Below are 14,852 nucleotides of genomic sequence, written 5' to 3'. Positions count from 1 at the left end.
TTCGCTTTGAGCCAGCTCAACTTCGCGTGGCTGCAGCAGTCCTCTCGGGGCCCCTTCCTCAGGGTATCCCGTTCGCGGCAGAGGTCGTCCACCTTCGCCCGCATCCGGTCCAGCAGGAGCTCGGCGCGGCGGTCGCGACGCCAGCCCGTTGCAGCATTCGGATCGCGCACCCCTGAGCTCGGATCTGCCCGCGCATGCGCGTGATCTCGGTTCTCATCCAGTCGAGCTTCACAGCGTGCTCAGATCGTCCGGGACCTCGCCGAACTTCCGGATCAGCCTGGCGTCGCTGAAGTCCCCGCTCGACGGATCTCCGGTTCGACTGAACGCGATGGCGCCAGCGTGGCCGGGCTTTCGGGACAGCGCCTCGGCCCTCATCACCGCGGCGTTGGCGCTCAGGCACTCCGCGGGCTCCCCGGCGGCCACGCCGTCGTCGGAGAAAACGAACGGTAGAGCGACATAGTAGGTCACCTCAGCCATCTGCCTCATCCTTGCGTTCTCGCGCTCCTGGAAGCCGTCCGCGGGCGTAGCCGGTGGACACCTTCGACCGGAGCTCTTCGAGCTGGGTCTCGAGGAAGTCGTTGGCCACGATCAGGGCCTTCACGGCTTGCCGGGCGTCGCCTCCGCAGGCCGCGATCGCCTGGTCCGCGGCGGCCTCAAGACCGTCAGGGGCCGATGCGGCCTGGTCGGACGTGGCGTTCATCCGATTATGTTCCCGCTTTGTTCCGAGGAGTCAAGAGGCTCCCGCCGAATTCCCATGGCGCGGCAGCGGGCACTGAATGAATCTCCGGGATCGGCGGCTGGACTGTCGGAACTGCCGCCTGCCGTTCGTCTTGAATCCAAGCCGCCTCGAACCGGAGTTCTGCGTACATGGCCCCCCGCGCTAACTGGAAAGGCTTCCTGCGTCTGTCCCTGGTGACCTGTCCGGTCGCGCTCTATCCGGCCACTTCCGAGAGCGAGAAGATCTCGTTCAACCAGCTCAACCGGCAAACGGGCCACCGCATCAAGTACCTCAAGGTCGACGCTGACACCGGTGATGAGGTGCCGAACGAGGACATCGTTAAAGGCTACCAGCTCGAGAAGGACCAGTTCATCGAGGTCACCAAGGAGGAGCTCGAGGAGATCGCGCTGGAGTCCACGCGCACCATCGAGATCGACGAGTTCGTCGACAGGTCGGACATCGACCCGCGCTATCTGATCCGCCCCTATTACATCCGCCCCGACGGCAAGGTCGGCCACGACGCCTTCGCAGTGATCCGCGAGACCATCCGCGAGATGGACAAGGTCGCGATCGGGCGGGTAGTGCTGACTAACCGCGAGCACATCATTGCGCTGGAGCCGATGGACAAGGGCCTTGTCGGCACCCTGTTGCGCTACCCTTACGAAGTACGCAGCGAGCAGGAGTATTTCGACGAGATCCAGGACGTGAAGGTCACTAAGGACATGCTCGATCTCGCCAAGCACATCGTGAACCAGAAGGCTGGGCGGTTCGATCCGGAGAAATTCGAGGACCATTACGAAACCGCGCTGATCGATCTCATCAACCAGAAGCGCGCGGGCAAGGCCATCCGGCCAAAGGAACGGCCCAAGGGCGAGAACGTCGTCGACTTAATGGAAGCGCTGCGACAGAGCGTCGGGCGAGAAGCCGCACCGACCACGGAGGCCAAGCCCGGCAAGAAGTCGAAGAAGGCGTCAGCTGGCCAGAAGGAGATGCTGATGCCGATAGCCGGCAAGAAGCCTGCAAAGGATGCCGCGAAGAAGCCTGCAGCAGGAGCGCGGCGGAAGTCGGCTTGAGGTCCGGAATCCCGTGGCTCCTGATGACAGTTGCGGACTGACACGGGAAGAGGACGCGCATGTCAAGGCTGGGCTTCGGATCGGAACAGCGGGGTGGAATGTTCCTCAAAACTGCAAGGAAAGGGTTGGCGGCGCAGGTAGCCACCTTGAGCGCTACGCGCGGGTCTTGAACGCCACCGAGATCAACTCATCGTTTCACAAGCCGCACCGGCGTTCGACCTACGAGAAATGGGCAAGCGCGACGCCGGATGATTTCCGCTTCTCGGTGAAGGTGCCGAAATCTGTCACTCATTCGTCACGGCTTGCGCGACCTGAACTCGATCGGTTCATCGAAGAAAGCGCCGGCCTCGGTGCGAAGCTGGGGGTTTTGCTCGTTCAGTTTGCGCCTCGCAAGATGTTCGTTGAGTCAGACGCGGAATTCCTGTTCGGCGCACTGCGGGAAGGGACCTCAGCCGCTCTCGCGTGCGAACCACGTCACGTCAGCTGGTTCACGCCCGAGGTCGGTGCTTGGCTCAGGGAGCATCGGATCAGCCGCGTCGCTGCGGACCCGGCGCGCGTGCCAGATGCCGACCTGCCGGGCGGGTGGCCGGGACTGCGCTATTTTCGGCTCCACGGAACGCCGCGTATCTACTACTCCGCCTACGACGGGGCATACCTTCGCGCACTGAAGTCACGGCTCGGTGCTGCACCGTCCGGCGAGACCTGGTGCATCTTCGACAACACCGCCGCCGGCGCAGCACTCCAGAACGCACTCGATTTGCGCCCTTGAAAGGCCTCTTGGCAGAAGTCGGTTTCCCTCACATCCTGCATTTACCGAGAGCCCTTGAATTTCGCGCGCCTGCGCCTCTCCTATTCGGCGACATCTTCTTGCCAGCCAGCGCGGACTTTCCACCACGAGCTCATGCAGGTCGACGAACGGAAGCTGCCGCGGCTTCAGGCGGCGAGTTGAAGAGGAACGCAGGCGGCAACTGCACGTTCGAACTGATCGGAGCCGCGAGACGCGCTTCGAAGCCCCAAAAGGGAGGATCAGTCATGAGGTCTGTCGCAAGCGCACTTGCTTTCGCTCTGACACTTTCGGCGCCGGCCGCAATTGCCCAAACCACAACACCCGACGTCTCGACCGCGCCAAGCGCCCAGAACTCGGGCGCCGGCATCGCGGGCCAACCCGGCAACAAAAATGGTCCTGCTGCCAAGCCTGGCGATACGGTCGGCTCCAGCACCACGCTCAACCAACAGAATCCAACGGTGCAGCAGCAGGACACGTCCAACATCAAAGGGCTGCCGGGCAACAAAAGCGGCCCGCCGGCCAAGAAGCCCGAAAGCAAGTGACGCGGGGCCCGGGTCGGCCTAGGGCGGCGTACAGTCCGGACGATCTCGTCCGATCGTCTTGATACGCTGCCGCGCACGGGATGCTCCGCAGTGCGGCTGGAGGCGGAGGCGTGCGGGACCGCCCCCGGATTCGTACGGAGCTGAGCGCCACCGGCCGTTTACCTTAGTAGGCTACGACGTTCCGCATCATGGGTGACGAGTTCGATCCTAAGGGCCGTGCGGAAGAGGCGATCAAGGAAGCCGTCCTGGCGGATGGCTCCGAACGGCAGCGCTGGCTCCGGCTCGCGCAGGCTTGGCTCGAACTCGCCCGCATCCGTTGCCACGCGAAAAGCGCGACAGCCGAACTAATCGGGACTTGAAAGGCACTCAGGGCACGTATCGCCGATAGAATTCAAGACGTCGCGCAATTCCTGGGCGGCCTGGTCCGGGGACAAACCCTCGGGCGGCTCCTGCCTGGCGATGTCCAATGCGTGATCGCGCGCATGAGGGTCGGCCCGATCCCTAGCCCAGCCGTGCTCCTCGCATTCGCGGATAGCGCCCGCCTCCTGCAGCACGTGGATCGCCCAGCCGCGCAGCGTCCGGATCGCCGGTCGCCTTTCCTCCGTCATCGGCATCGAGGTCGCTCCTGCCAGGACGAATCTATCCGCCCTCCTGCTAGTTCCGGGCGGTTAGCACGGGTCAGAGATTCGCAAACGGTAGGGCTGAGGGTTGTCCCCCTGTTCCGCGTCGCTGTGCATAAACCAGAGGCGCTGGCCCGATGGAACGGGCCGCCTCGAGTTTGATCGGCGTTGCCAGCCCGAACGCGCGAGGTGTATTTGCTAGGCTTGGTGCCTCTGAAGTAGCAGGAGGGGTGCATGGGTAACTGGCTCGTCGTTCCCAAGGGGACAGGCTTGGCGAGGCGGACCCGAGCGCGTCGCGCCGCGCAATACGTCCGGATGTCGAGGGAACTCCAACGCTACTCGATCAAGAATCAGATGGCAGCAATCGCCACCTATGCCGAGGCGAACGCTCTTACAATCGTCCGCACCTATTCGGACGAGGGCCGCAGCGGCCTCCGGATCAAGGGACGGCCGGGTCTCATTGAGCTGATTGAGGACGTGCAGTCGGGGCAAGCCGACTTCGACCACATCCTCGTCTACGACGTCAGTCGCTGGGGCCGCTTCCAGGACGTCGACGAGAGTGCCTACTACGAATTCTTGTGCAAGCGGAGCGGCGTGCAGGTCGAATACTGCGCCGAACTCTTCAAGAACGACGGCACATTCGTCTCCGGAATCGCCAAGAGCCTAAAGCGCGGTATGGCCGCAGAGTGGAGCCGAGAACTTTCGGTCAAGGTGCACGCGGGGCACTGCCGGGTCGCGAGCCTTGGATACCGCGTCGGCGCTCCCGTGGGCTACGGCCTCCGGCGCTTGATGGTCGACGAGAGCGAGCATCCGAAGGGCTTCCTCGAAAAGGGCCAGTTCAAGGCTTTGCAATCGGACCGCGTTCGACTGCAGCCCGGCTCCGTCGAGGAGGCAGCCGTGGTCCGGATCATTTTTGACCAGTTCGTCAACGGCCGGAAATCCTACAGCGACATCCGGCGCCAACTGAACGATGCCGGCATCGCCAATCACAACGGTCGGCCGTGGACCGACGGCATGATCCCGACCATCCTCGCGAACGAGAACTACATCGGCAAGACCGTCTACAACCGTACCTCGCGACGCTTAGGGCAGAAGCTGGTTAAAAACCCGGATCACGCCTGGGTCCGGGGCGCTGCGGCGATCGAGCCTATCGTGGACCCGGGCATCTTCGCACGCGCACAGAAGCTGCTTGCCGAGCGCCGCGTGGAGATTCCGGAAGACGAGATGTTGCTGCGCCTTCGCCTTGCGCTCCGTCGGCGCGGTAAGCTCAATTCCCGCATCATCAACGAAACCCTAGGACTCAATCACGTCTCCTCCTACGTGAAGCACTTCGGTTCACTGCGGAAGGCCTATGCGCTGATCGGCTACGTGTCGCCGCGCGACTGCGACTGGATCGGCACCCGGGAGTTTTGGGCTGCCGAACAGGCGAGGCACGCAACCGAGCTCGCGGAGGTGTTGCGAAAGGACCTTGGTCTTCGGCCGGAGCTCGCTCAGGAAGGGATCGGCGTCGATGTCGAAGGCAGGCGCGTAGTTTCGTTTCTCGTCGCGCGACGGCTGGCGCGACGGGGAACGGATCACGCTGCGCAATGGAAGGCCTATCGAAGGCAGATCTCATCCGGCCTGCTTGCCGTGATGCGGTTGGATGCGGCAAATCGCGAGATCGAGGATTACGTTCTACTGCCTGCCTCGTTGAGGTCGGGACGCTACGTCTGGCTTGCATCAAGCTCCCTTCGCCGCCATCGCGGAGCGCTTTACCGGGAAAGGGGGACACTGTTCGCGGCCATCAAAGCAACGCTGGCAAAATCCACTCGTGCCGCCCCAACCAGCTCAGCACCGCCGAAAAAGCGATCGAGATCAGGCCAGCCCACAGCCAAGGGCTTCGGCGGGCGGCGCTCACGGTGCGGAGGTACAAAATTGCACCGATGAGAGTGCCGTAATTCCTTCGGAAGTCACCGTTCAGTTTCGCGATCTTGGACAATTCCGAGGAGGTGTCCACGTCATTCGCCATCGGGCTGGCTCCTTCGTCTCGCTAGGACCAGCGCGTTATGAACCACTGTTTTGCCCGACGGAGCAAGACAAAATTTCGCCTTATCGGAATTTTTCTGGGTCGTCTCCAAGTCGCCCCATTGCTCGAACCGCTAGGCGGCCTCGCCGATATATCTCTCCTCACTCCGTTTCTGGTTGATGAGATTCAACAACTGGGCGGAGGCCCGCGCGTCGCATAGGGCGCGGTGGTGATTGTCGAGTGATATGCCGTAGATCTCGCAGAGCTTCCCTAGTCCGTAGGACTTGTGTCCCGGATAGCGCCGCCGCATCCCGGCACATGTGCAGAGCTTCGGAAATCTGAAGCGCCGCCCGATCCGCTCGAATTCGTAGGAGAGGAAACCGTAGTCGAAGCTGACGTTATGGGCGACGAAGATGCCGTCGGCCATGAACTGCATGAAGGAATCCGCGACTTCGGCGAACAAAGGCGCGTCGCGAACCATCTCGTTCGTGATGCCGGTCAGCTGGACGATCTTGGCTGGAATGGAACGCTGCGGGTTGAGGAGAGAGTGCCACTCGTCCACGACCTGGTGGTTGCGGACCTTCACCGCGCCGATCTCGGTGATGCGGTCTCCGTTCGACCATGAGCCGGTGGTCTCGATGTCGACCACCACGTAATCCTGCTCGGGGTCGAAGCGGTAGTCGACCCGACCGATCTCGGCCACAATGCCGGCGTCGCCGAGTTGGCGGAGGCGGGTCAGCTGATTGCGGCGGATCACGTCCCCTTCGGCCTTGACCTCCATGAAGGACGCCTTGCCGTCCTGGACCAACATGAGGTCGGGGAAGCCGTCCCGCATGCCGCGGAAGTCGTCGCACATGCTGCCGAGGATGCTGGCGACGCCAGCCGGATCGGACCCTTCGAGCAGCGCGCGCAGCGCCTCCACTTGCACGTGATCCCAGCCGAAGATCCCGTTCGGGCGGCCCCATCTCGCTGCGACGGTGCGGAGGATCAACGGGAGGGCGGATCCGGATGCGATGGCTGCCAGCTTCTCGTCGATCGTCGCGGCGAAGAGCCGGCGGAAGCTGCGATCCTTCAGGCAGTGAGGTAGCCAATCGAACCCGCTGGGCATCCGGGTGCTCTCGAAGAGCTCGTCCCAGAAGAGCAGGCCGAACAGGCTGTGCCACAGCACATTCTCGGTGAAGAAAACCTTGGTGCCCTCGCGCCGCAGCACGCCGGCGACGCCCGCCTCGGGATTGCCGCGATGAGTGTCGTCTACGGTGATCGTGCGGCCGGACCGCAAAAGTTCGGTGTGGAGACCCGTGCGCCGTCCGCCGAACTTGCGGGCATAGAAGTCGGTAGCGAAAAGGTGTTCTTCGTCGCTGGCGGGATCATCGATCATGCGCTGCAGCAGCGCTTCGGCCTCTGTCTTGTCGCCCTCATTGTAGAGCAGTCGGACCAGTCGCTCGTTGCAGTCCGGCGAAGACCCCGCCCGATAAAGCGTAAGGGCGAGATCCCTTTCGCCTGCTTTCTCGAAGAAAAGCCCAGTTCGATGCGCGGCTCGGCTGCGGAGATCGGCGGCGAACTGGGTCATGCAGGCGGGTCCGCCGAGCACGTCGACGGCCGCCCGTCTGTGGGCAGGCTCCGATCCGTCCTCCAGACTGTCCAGAACCTTGCTGTAATGGAACGAGGCGAGCGCCTCCTCGGCATCGGTGAAGCGCGCGCTGAACGAGGTCTCTTGGTTGGTGCGGAGGATTCCCAGGTCGCGCAGCGCGAAGTTCTTCAGATCCACCTCGGTCTTGCCGAAGTAGAGGTAGAGCAGAAACTCGATCGGCTGTGTCCCGTCGAGCGCGATGAAGTTGCGGGCGCCGCAGTGCTGCGCGGCGACCGAAAAAGGGATGCGCTCCAGGTAGTAGTCGACGAACTTCGGCTTCGGCCAGGATTTGCGGACGTCTCCTCGCCCGCCGCCTGCGCTCCGGTGACGAGGATGTCCTTCGGCAGGGATGAGACGAAGGCCGCATAGTCTGCCTCGCCGAGCTTGCGTGCGTGACCGGCCGCGGTCAGATCGGCTGCCGCACTCTCGACGTCATCGATCTCGGGGTAGCTGAACAGGGATCGGTTGAATATGGCACCCCGCCTGTTGATCATGCGGACCAAGAGGCATCGCGCATCTCTCGTAAGGCCCTCGAACCGCGCTACGAACGCGTGATGCTCCGGACCAAGCACGGAGGCGTACGTCCGCTGCACGAACCCCAGCATTTCGGTGAAGTGGTTCAGGTAATAGTAGACGGGCAGTTGGGGCAGTTTGGCCAAGCAGACCTTCGCGGCAGGAATCGTTTGTTCTATTTTTGTTCGAGAGAAGTCCTCTGAGTCAAGCGCCTAGGCGCTACAGGTAGCTCGAGCCGTGGACTTCGGTGGTCGCCGGCGCAGCGTCTTCCTTCGCGCCCCGAGCAACGATCTTCAACGTCCCGTCCGGTAGGGGCCGCTGCAGCGTCAGGGCTTCCTCCGCCGGCGCGGTCATCCAGGTCTCGACCTCGGCGGGCTTCGTTAGGATCACCGGCATCGCCTTCGGGTGGATGGCGCCGACCTCGGCGTTCGGCTCCGTCGTAAGGAACGCGTACAGGTCGTTGGTGGTCTCGCCTTCCTTGACCTTCCTGACCGACGTCCAGTTGGTCCAGATGCCGGCGAAGCAAAGCAGCGGGCGGGTCTCGTCGAGCGCGAACCAGATGTCGCCGCCCTCGGCCTTGTTGAACTCGCTGAATGAGTTGAAGGGCACCACACACCGGTTCTCGACGCCCAGCCACCGTGTCCAATGCTTCGACGTCACGTTCCGGATGTTGGTGGTTCCGGAATCCGGCTCCATCCGGAGCAATTCCTTGAAATCGACCTGTTTGCCCTTTGCCTGCAGTTTCTCGGCCCGCTTCTTCGTCGCGTCCATGAGCGCCTTCGACGACGACGGCATACCCCATCGGGCGGTCGCGAGCTCCCGACCTGCAGCGCCATTGCGGACGATCGGCGCCGTGTAGTCGGGAAAGACGCCGGGCATCGTCGCGAGATTGCCGACGTAGCGGTTGACGACGCGGAACAGCGCGCTGATGGCGGCCTGGTTGGTGGTGATCGAATAGAGATTGCACAAGTCTTCAAATCTCCTGGTCCGGATGGCGCGCCCGCACCGCCAGTTGCAGCAGGGTGGCGGCCGGTCGTCGTTCCGCCTTTGCACACTTGCTGCAGCGAAGTCGGCTGGCCAGGTCGTGGACGAAAGTGGTCGGCGGATGGCGCAGCGTGGCCATGTCGACGTCGCGGGCGGCTTTGCAGCGGGAGCATTCGATCTGTAGCCAGCTATAGCCGCCGTTGATGGCTTGGTCGATCGTGGGAGAAGGGTCGATCGGCCCGCCGTCCGCCCAGATCCGTTCATTCCACGACTCGGAGAGCAATTTGTCGGCCTGACGAATGAGGGCCTCACCTTTGGCACGGGTCTCGCCGGCCTGCGTCGCAAGAATCGTCGTCATAGCGCGCGAGCGGCCGAGCTCCTTGGCGAGCGCCTTGCGATCGCCGCCGGAAAGTGGCGTCGGATGATGTTTCGGTGGCATAGCAACATCCCGGCCGCGCCGACGGCTACTCGAGCGTAGGCCAGCAGCCGTCTTCTTCATGTCGCCCAGTCCGCTCCGCGCAGGTACTGTCCAAGAGCCGCCGCGCGACATCCTTCCAGAGCGCCTCACGACTATAGAGGCGCACGGCGTCTGCCTTCTGGATCTCGACCAGCCTCGAGCAGCGGCGGCATCCCACTCTCAAGAGATGTCCCGGAATTTGGCTGAGCCGCAGCGTCGCTCCGGAGGGGACCGACCGCCCATCGGCTCGAGGGTCGTCCAGTATTGCCTGCCAGTACTCTGCCGGTAGATCGCTGTTGGGCGCCAAACCGGGCTTCTGCGGTACCTTTCTGCCGACGAGAGCGGCCATTTTATCCATCTGCTTCGGTCTCGGCATGCGCCAGCTCGCGGGTCGGTCGCTCATGCTGGAATAGAACATAACAAGAACATTGAGTCGAGTGGGACGAGGACCCGCAGGGCAAATAAACTTATGCGGTCGTCCTAAGCGCCGAGAGAGGCTTGCCGGAACCTCACCCCGATGCTCGGCTGCATTCGGGGCACCTGTCGCCGAAATCCTCCAGAACCTCACCGACCAGAGCTATGGCTGCGCTGTCGGAAAACCCGGCCGGCGGCTCCCGACGCGCGGTATCCAAAGCTCGCTCGCGGGCATGCGGGTCGCCGACGTCCTGCATCCAACCATGCTCCTCGCACTCCCGGATCGCGCCAGCCTCTCTGAGAACAGACACGGCCCATCCCCTGAGCGACTGGGTCTTCAGGACGTGAATTTTGACGGAAGGCTCAACGACTTTCGCGATCTCGCAGAGATGACGGTGATGGGTGAAGTAGACTACCTGACCTCTGCGGGCCATCGCGGCAAGCAAGCGGAAGGCCTCCTCCGCCCGGAAGTCATCGAATGTCTCCATGATATCGTCCGCAAGAAAGGGGGCTGGCGAGCGGGCTTGTGCGATCTCGTGATAGCCGGCGACACGTAGCGCCAAGTAAAGCTGAAATCGCGTTCCTTTCGACAGCTCGGAAGCGAGTTTCGAGCCGCCGTCGGATCCCTTTGCGATCAGGAGTTCGCTGCCGTTCGAGGGCTGAGTGGCGAGTCCTGAGTAGGCGCCACGGCTGATCAGTGCGAATGCCCCTGATGCCCGTGCCATCATCGAACTTCGATGACGCTCGCGATAGGCCCGCAGGGCCCTCTCGGCGCCGGCCATCCCAAGCTTCAGTTTGAGATACTCGAGCGCCTGCTCTTCGATGGTGAGCAATATCGTGCGTCGCTTGGATTCAAGGACGGCCACCGCCGCATCGCCGCCCACCCCGGCTATGCCGGCTTCTGCCCTGTCGAGTGCAGCGAAGCGATCGCGGGTTCGGCTGTCCTCGTCCTCGAACCGTGCTTTCAGTTCGATCAGTTCACTTTCCAGCGAACCTTGTTGTAGCGCGTCGAGGGCGTCTTCGGCCTGCTCGATCGTTTCGACCTTCATCACCTCGACTATCTCTCGCTGCGTCTGCTCCAGACGCGTTTGGAGGTCCGACCTGCGGTCGAGCGAGCGCAGACAACCTTCGACTTCCGCGAGGGAGCCGACATCGAAGTGCTTCATCATGAGGTCCGTTCGGCTCTGCACCTCCGCGATGTCATTTCCGAGCGAGCGAGCCTTGTCCTGCTCTTTGCCGAGCCGCTGCTCGAGTTCTTGCCGACGCTCCAGCGCCTTCGTTTCGGAGGCGATGGAGTTCACGATTTCTTCGCAGAGTGCCAGTACGTCAAGGCGACCTCGGGCGAGGCCGATCGCTCCAGCGAGCGCTTCCACCTCGGCCTCGAACTGGGTTTGGTCGCGCTGCATCTTCGCGATGCGATCGGCAAGTTCTGCTTTCCTTTCCAGCGCCGATCCCAATACGGCAAGCGCCTCCAAGGTTTCTCGCACGACGGCGGTCGTAGCTGCTCTGCCGCGCTCGCCCAGCCAGCATGCCGCGCAAGCCTCTTGCCATGCTTTGCGCCATGATCGGTCTGCGAGCCTCGCCTCCTCGAGCCGTGTCTCGCGGAAGTTCAGGTCCCGCCTTCGATCCTCGAGGGTCGCTCGTAGGTTCTTGGCGCCTGCTGCGCGATCCAGAGCTGCTTGTCCCGCGGACAGCATCGCCGCCATGTCGTCGCTCCGCGGAACCTCGAGGCCCGACCTGCGGAGCATCTCGGCAAGGCGCTCGCACGAAGAGGCGGCGGCGTCCTGGACCTGCTGCCATTCTCGCTCGGCTGCCGCGAGTTTTCTCTCGGCCCCGATCGCGCGGTCGAGCTTCTGCAGCCAAAGATTCAAACCGCTCAGACCCACAGTATGGTCCAGCCGGTTCCCTACGGCTCGAAGCGACTTCTCGACGTCCATGATCAACGTCGCACGTCTTGCGAGACTTTCTTCCAGGTGCCGCTGGACCTGCTCCCGCCGCGTGCGAACATCGGCACTGTCTAGAAGCGCGCGATTGAGGTCCGCGATTGCGGAGGCATGACGGGATCGCTGTTCCGTGATCAGGTCCAGTTTCCGCATCGCGGTCTCGAACTCGGCGGCCGTCCCTGCGTCGAGTGCCTTCTTGTGCTCGGCCCAGGCGGCTTCGCGGGCGGACCAGGCCTCCGCAGTTTCCTGGTCGCTGACGACGGCAGTGGCGGCGCCAAGCGCTCCAATCTTCGCCTCGAGGCGCTTCGCTTCCGTGTCGATGCGGTCGAACTCTAGTTGCGCGGCGTCGATCTCGCGAGAAAGCTGCGTTTCGGCCGCTGCCCAACGCTGAAGCTGGTCGGGCTCGGGCACCATAACGGCGAACAGATCGTCCCTGCCACCGGTCCAGGGGAGCAATTCGCGCAGCCGATCGGCGAATTCGTCCTCACGCTCGCGGCGCATCCGGTCGGCCTCCCGCAGCCGAGCCGCGTCGTCCGATTGTCGGGCGCTCGCGATGGTCGCGGACAGGACGGCAATCGTCGCCTCGTCAAGACCCGCCCCGTGTTCGCATACTCTCGCCTCGGCCTCCGCAAGCGCACCCTCGGCTTTGGCGAACTCGGCCTCGGCAGATGCAAGAGCCGCCTCGACGCCCGAGCGTCGCTCCATCAGGTCACGGAGAGATCCGGTCACGCCGGTGGAAAGGAGAAGTCGCGCGGGATCCTGCTCGGACGTCCGATCTAGCAGCGTCAAAACATGAGCGATCTTCTGCTCGGCAAGTCCAAGGGCGAGCCGACGATCCGGAAGGTCCTTCGCCGCCGTGACGTACCGTGCCCGCAGGTCCGTCAGCAATTCCATGCGGCTGTTCATGGCGCAAGCCGAGGCGTTCACGACGAGCCCATCGAGCTCACGCTGCAGAGCGACAATGGTCTCGGTCGCTGACCGCATCTGCGCCGCCAAGGCCGTCTCGCGGTTCGTCAACGCCGGAAGATCCCGCCCCCACGACGACGGTGCGACGGGCAACCGTGCGAGCGGAGACAGTTCGGTGCGAAGGGCGCGCAAGCCCCGCAACCGCGGCAAGGCGTTGATGAAGCTCTGCACTTGATCCATCCGTGCCTGCGTGCGGCTACGTTGCGCGATGGCTTCGGCGTAGGACGCGGCCGCGTCGTCGCGCTGGATCACTAGGCGGGCGTACTCGGTAGCGAGGGTATCTATGCGTTCCCGCTCCTCGTTGAGAGCCGCCAAATTCTTCTTGAGCTCGATGAGACCTCCCGATCGCTTCCCTGGACGGAAGAACGCCTCCGTTTCCGCCTGCACGGATCCGAGACGGGCGCTGAGATCGGCCAGACCGGCGGTTGCAGAAAACAGTAGATGACCGAGATCGCCCTTGCTGGCGAGGATGCTTTCCCCACCGGCCTCTAGGGTCTCGTCGTCGAGGCAGAACATGGTGTGGTAGGCGCCGCGATCGAGGCCTCCCAGTTCGCCGGGAAGCAGCGTATCGGGAACCGGATTGTCGGCCTCGTCCAGCAGGCTGTTGTGAGGACGCTTGATGCGGCAGAACCTGCGGATCCCGCCCGAGGTCTCCACTTCGGCTTCGATACGCATTGCTGCGTAGGGGTGAAGGAAGTTGAACCTGCTCTGGGCTGGGATGCCGAAGATCAGATCTGTGCACGCCGACATCGCGGTGGATTTCCCGGCCTCATTCGGCCCATAGACGATGTGCAGGTCGGCGCAACCCGCGACCCGGTCACCGAAGTCGATGAAAGCGTCCGTGAACTTGCCGTACCGACGAAGTCCGAGTTTGCGGATGCGCATCAGCGCGCTCCATCCGAGTCGCCGATCGAAAGGCGCGCCAGGACCTCTTCCGCGCCCTCTACCGCGAGCCGCGCGACAAGATTCTCGAGGGCGGCCTCGTCCGGAGCGATGGCTCGCCGGCACTCAGGCGGCAACTGCGCCAGCAGCTCCTTGACCGTGTCGGTCGCCTCGTTTTGGAAGCCTTCCGATGCGGCGACCTCGTCGTTCATCGTCTTTCGAAGAGCATCTAGCTGGTCGGTACTCGCTGTTGCGCCAGATTGCGTACGCCGGCAGTCGATTTCGAGCTTGTCGATCCATACGTCGCCCAGCGATTTCGCGCGAGTTTCGGCCTCGGTCCGCAGGAGATCGGCGTCCCGTCTCATGTTCCACGCCAACGGCGTCGTTCCGGAAAACGCGAGCCGCACGACGAGATGATCGCTGACGGATCGGGTCGCAGCGTCCTCAAGCGACGTATCGAGCCGCGCGACCAGATCGTGCCAAGTTGCCGTTCCGGAAGCATCAAGTATGACCCACTCGAACTGGGCCAGGCTCACGATCCGCTCCTCGAGCGTAATCGAGCCGTCGTCTAGCACACTCGCCAACGTCACGGACTTGGGTCCGCTCTCGCCGATGTCCCGCCCTTGTGGGATACCGGGCATCACGATGGCGCAGGATCCTTCGATCGTCGATCGCTTGTGTATGTGCCCCAGCGCCCAATAGCGGAAGCCAGATCCAAGGAGGTCGCTGGTGGAGCACGGCGCGTACACGTCGTGAGAGGGTGAGCCGCCAAGACTGGTATGCATCAGTCCGATGTTGGTCGCGTCCTGGACCGGTGGCCGGTACTTGGAGAGGAGACCCTCGGGGGCGTGCGGTTTCGCGAAGCTGAGACCGTGTATTGCAACGAGTCGCTCTCCGCGGTCCCGCTCTATCTCGACCGCTTCGGCGCGTCCGCCGAAAAGATGCACGTTCGGCGGAAAGACGAGCTCCTTCGTGATCCTGGAGAGAGCATCGTGGTTGCCCCGGATGATGAAGACGTCGATACCAGCAGCATCCAATCGGCGAAGTTGCTCGCCAAGAAACCGCGCGGTCTTCATCGACGTCTGATCGCCGTCGTAGAGATCTCCGGCGAGCAGAAGCGCCTGCACCTTTTCTTCGATGCACAGATCGATGATGCGAGTGAAGACCTGCCGGGTGGCGTTACCGATGAACTCGGCCAGCGCGGGATCACGCAGGGCGAGCGAGCGCAAAGGCGAATCGAGATGGATGTCGGCCGCATGGACAAAACGGTAGGCAGTCATCTAACAGCTCGCTTCTTTTCGAATCAGCGGAGTTTACC

General features: G+C 63.2%; 15 protein-coding genes and 1 pseudogene. 5 read left to right on the top strand and 11 right to left on the bottom strand.

Annotated features, from left to right (window positions below; all coding sequences use genetic code 11):
• Positions 1-228: 228 nt before the first annotated feature.
• A complete protein-coding gene (locus IC66_RS0123790) occupies positions 229-477 on the bottom strand; it encodes a hypothetical protein (RefSeq protein ID WP_038949280.1) in 249 nt (82 codons plus the stop codon).
• Positions 470-700, bottom strand: a complete 231-nt coding sequence (locus tag IC66_RS0123785; protein ID WP_049806610.1) for a hypothetical protein — start codon at positions 698-700, stop codon at positions 470-472. The genes IC66_RS0123790 and IC66_RS0123785 overlap by 8 nt, the downstream gene beginning before the upstream one ends.
• Before the next feature lie 167 nt (positions 701-867).
• Here IC66_RS0123785 and ku point away from each other — a divergent pair, with 167 nt between their 5' ends.
• The 4 genes from ku to IC66_RS47780 all read left to right on the top strand — a co-directional run bounded on the left by ku (position 868) and on the right by IC66_RS47780 (position 3,479).
• On the top strand, positions 868-1,791 hold the full coding sequence (gene ku, locus IC66_RS0123780; RefSeq protein ID WP_038949278.1) for a non-homologous end joining protein Ku: 924 nt from the start codon (positions 868-870) through the stop codon (positions 1,789-1,791).
• Between the two features lie 13 nt (positions 1,792-1,804).
• Positions 1,805-2,560 (top strand): DUF72 domain-containing protein, encoded by a 756-nt coding sequence (locus IC66_RS0123775; RefSeq protein WP_312015371.1) that lies wholly within the window; start codon positions 1,805-1,807, stop codon positions 2,558-2,560.
• A gap of 263 nt (positions 2,561-2,823) precedes the next feature.
• Complete coding sequence (locus IC66_RS0123770; RefSeq protein WP_038949276.1) at positions 2,824-3,120, top strand: hypothetical protein; 297 nt, start codon at positions 2,824-2,826, stop codon at positions 3,118-3,120.
• Between the two features lie 188 nt (positions 3,121-3,308).
• On the top strand, positions 3,309-3,479 hold the full coding sequence (locus IC66_RS47780) for a hypothetical protein (protein WP_085971794.1): 171 nt from the start codon (positions 3,309-3,311) through the stop codon (positions 3,477-3,479).
• Here IC66_RS47780 and IC66_RS0123760 read toward each other — a convergent pair.
• Positions 3,465-3,734: a hypothetical protein gene (locus IC66_RS0123760; protein ID WP_038949275.1), complete on the bottom strand. Its 270-nt coding sequence runs from the start codon at positions 3,732-3,734 to the stop codon at positions 3,465-3,467. The genes IC66_RS47780 and IC66_RS0123760 overlap by 15 nt on opposite strands.
• A 240-nt stretch (positions 3,735-3,974) precedes the next feature.
• On the opposite strand from IC66_RS0123760, the gene IC66_RS47165 reads away from it, so the two are divergent.
• Entirely contained in the window at positions 3,975-5,666 is a 1,692-nt protein-coding gene (locus tag IC66_RS47165) for a recombinase family protein (protein WP_083859324.1), read from the top strand.
• A gap of 212 nt (positions 5,667-5,878) precedes the next feature.
• Here the strand turns inward: IC66_RS47165 and IC66_RS0123750 are convergent, their stop codons facing one another.
• The 8 genes and pseudogenes from IC66_RS0123750 to IC66_RS0123725 form a co-directional block, all read right to left on the bottom strand.
• Positions 5,879-7,513, bottom strand: a complete 1,635-nt coding sequence (locus tag IC66_RS0123750; RefSeq protein WP_244429149.1) for an exonuclease domain-containing protein — start codon at positions 7,511-7,513, stop codon at positions 5,879-5,881.
• Entirely contained in the window at positions 7,504-7,980 is a 477-nt protein-coding gene (locus IC66_RS49115; protein WP_349643740.1) for a hypothetical protein, read from the bottom strand. The genes IC66_RS0123750 and IC66_RS49115 overlap by 10 nt, the downstream gene beginning before the upstream one ends.
• 127 nt (positions 7,981-8,107) lie before the next feature.
• Complete coding sequence (locus IC66_RS0123745; protein WP_038949273.1) at positions 8,108-8,857, bottom strand: SOS response-associated peptidase; 750 nt, start codon at positions 8,855-8,857, stop codon at positions 8,108-8,110.
• A 4-nt stretch (positions 8,858-8,861) separates the two neighbouring features.
• Entirely contained in the window at positions 8,862-9,311 is a 450-nt protein-coding gene (locus IC66_RS0123740; protein ID WP_038949272.1) for a hypothetical protein, read from the bottom strand.
• A gap of 25 nt (positions 9,312-9,336) precedes the next feature.
• Positions 9,337-9,732: a hypothetical protein gene (locus IC66_RS48420; RefSeq protein WP_038949271.1), complete on the bottom strand. Its 396-nt coding sequence runs from the start codon at positions 9,730-9,732 to the stop codon at positions 9,337-9,339.
• Positions 9,733-9,838: 106 nt separating this feature from the next.
• The gene (locus IC66_RS48415) at positions 9,839-10,093 is read right to left on the bottom strand and encodes a hypothetical protein (RefSeq protein WP_244429153.1); all 255 of its coding nucleotides are present in this window, start codon (positions 10,091-10,093) and stop codon (positions 9,839-9,841) included.
• Between the two features lie 2,853 nt (positions 10,094-12,946).
• Positions 12,947-13,537: pseudogene (locus IC66_RS48410) on the bottom strand (ATP-binding protein); the annotation flags it as partial.
• Complete coding sequence (locus tag IC66_RS0123725; RefSeq protein WP_038949268.1) at positions 13,537-14,814, bottom strand: metallophosphoesterase family protein; 1,278 nt, start codon at positions 14,812-14,814, stop codon at positions 13,537-13,539. The gene IC66_RS0123725 and the pseudogene IC66_RS48410, both read right to left, overlap by 1 nt.
• Positions 14,815-14,852 lie beyond the last annotated feature (38 nt).

The sequence above is a fragment of the Bradyrhizobium genomosp. III genome, from assembly GCF_000261705.1.
Lineage (GTDB): Bacteria > Pseudomonadota > Alphaproteobacteria > Rhizobiales > Xanthobacteraceae > Bradyrhizobium > Bradyrhizobium ottawaense.
Note: the sequence above shows the minus strand (reverse complement) of the source record. Positions and strands in the feature narration are given on the sequence as shown.

What these genes read in the sequence shown, in the direction of transcription:
- IC66_RS0123790 (WP_038949280.1), bottom strand. Translation starts at nt 477, where the DNA reads ATGGCTGAGGTGACCTACTATGTCGCTCTACCGTTCGTTTTCTCCGAC.
- IC66_RS0123785 (WP_049806610.1), bottom strand. Translation starts at nt 700, where the DNA reads ATGAACGCCACGTCCGACCAGGCCGCATCGGCCCCTGACGGTCTTGAG.
- ku (WP_038949278.1), top strand. Translation starts at nt 868, where the DNA reads ATGGCCCCCCGCGCTAACTGGAAAGGCTTCCTGCGTCTGTCCCTGGTG.
- IC66_RS0123770 (WP_038949276.1), top strand. Translation starts at nt 2,824, where the DNA reads ATGAGGTCTGTCGCAAGCGCACTTGCTTTCGCTCTGACACTTTCGGCG.
- IC66_RS47780 (WP_085971794.1), top strand. Translation starts at nt 3,309, where the DNA reads ATGGGTGACGAGTTCGATCCTAAGGGCCGTGCGGAAGAGGCGATCAAG.
- IC66_RS0123760 (WP_038949275.1), bottom strand. Translation starts at nt 3,734, where the DNA reads ATGCCGATGACGGAGGAAAGGCGACCGGCGATCCGGACGCTGCGCGGC.
- IC66_RS47165 (WP_083859324.1), top strand. Translation starts at nt 3,975, where the DNA reads ATGGGTAACTGGCTCGTCGTTCCCAAGGGGACAGGCTTGGCGAGGCGG.
- IC66_RS49115 (WP_349643740.1), bottom strand. Translation starts at nt 7,980, where the DNA reads ATGCTGGGGTTCGTGCAGCGGACGTACGCCTCCGTGCTTGGTCCGGAG.
- IC66_RS0123740 (WP_038949272.1), bottom strand. Translation starts at nt 9,311, where the DNA reads ATGCCACCGAAACATCATCCGACGCCACTTTCCGGCGGCGATCGCAAG.
- IC66_RS48420 (WP_038949271.1), bottom strand. Translation starts at nt 9,732, where the DNA reads ATGAGCGACCGACCCGCGAGCTGGCGCATGCCGAGACCGAAGCAGATG.
- IC66_RS0123725 (WP_038949268.1), bottom strand. Translation starts at nt 14,814, where the DNA reads ATGACTGCCTACCGTTTTGTCCATGCGGCCGACATCCATCTCGATTCG.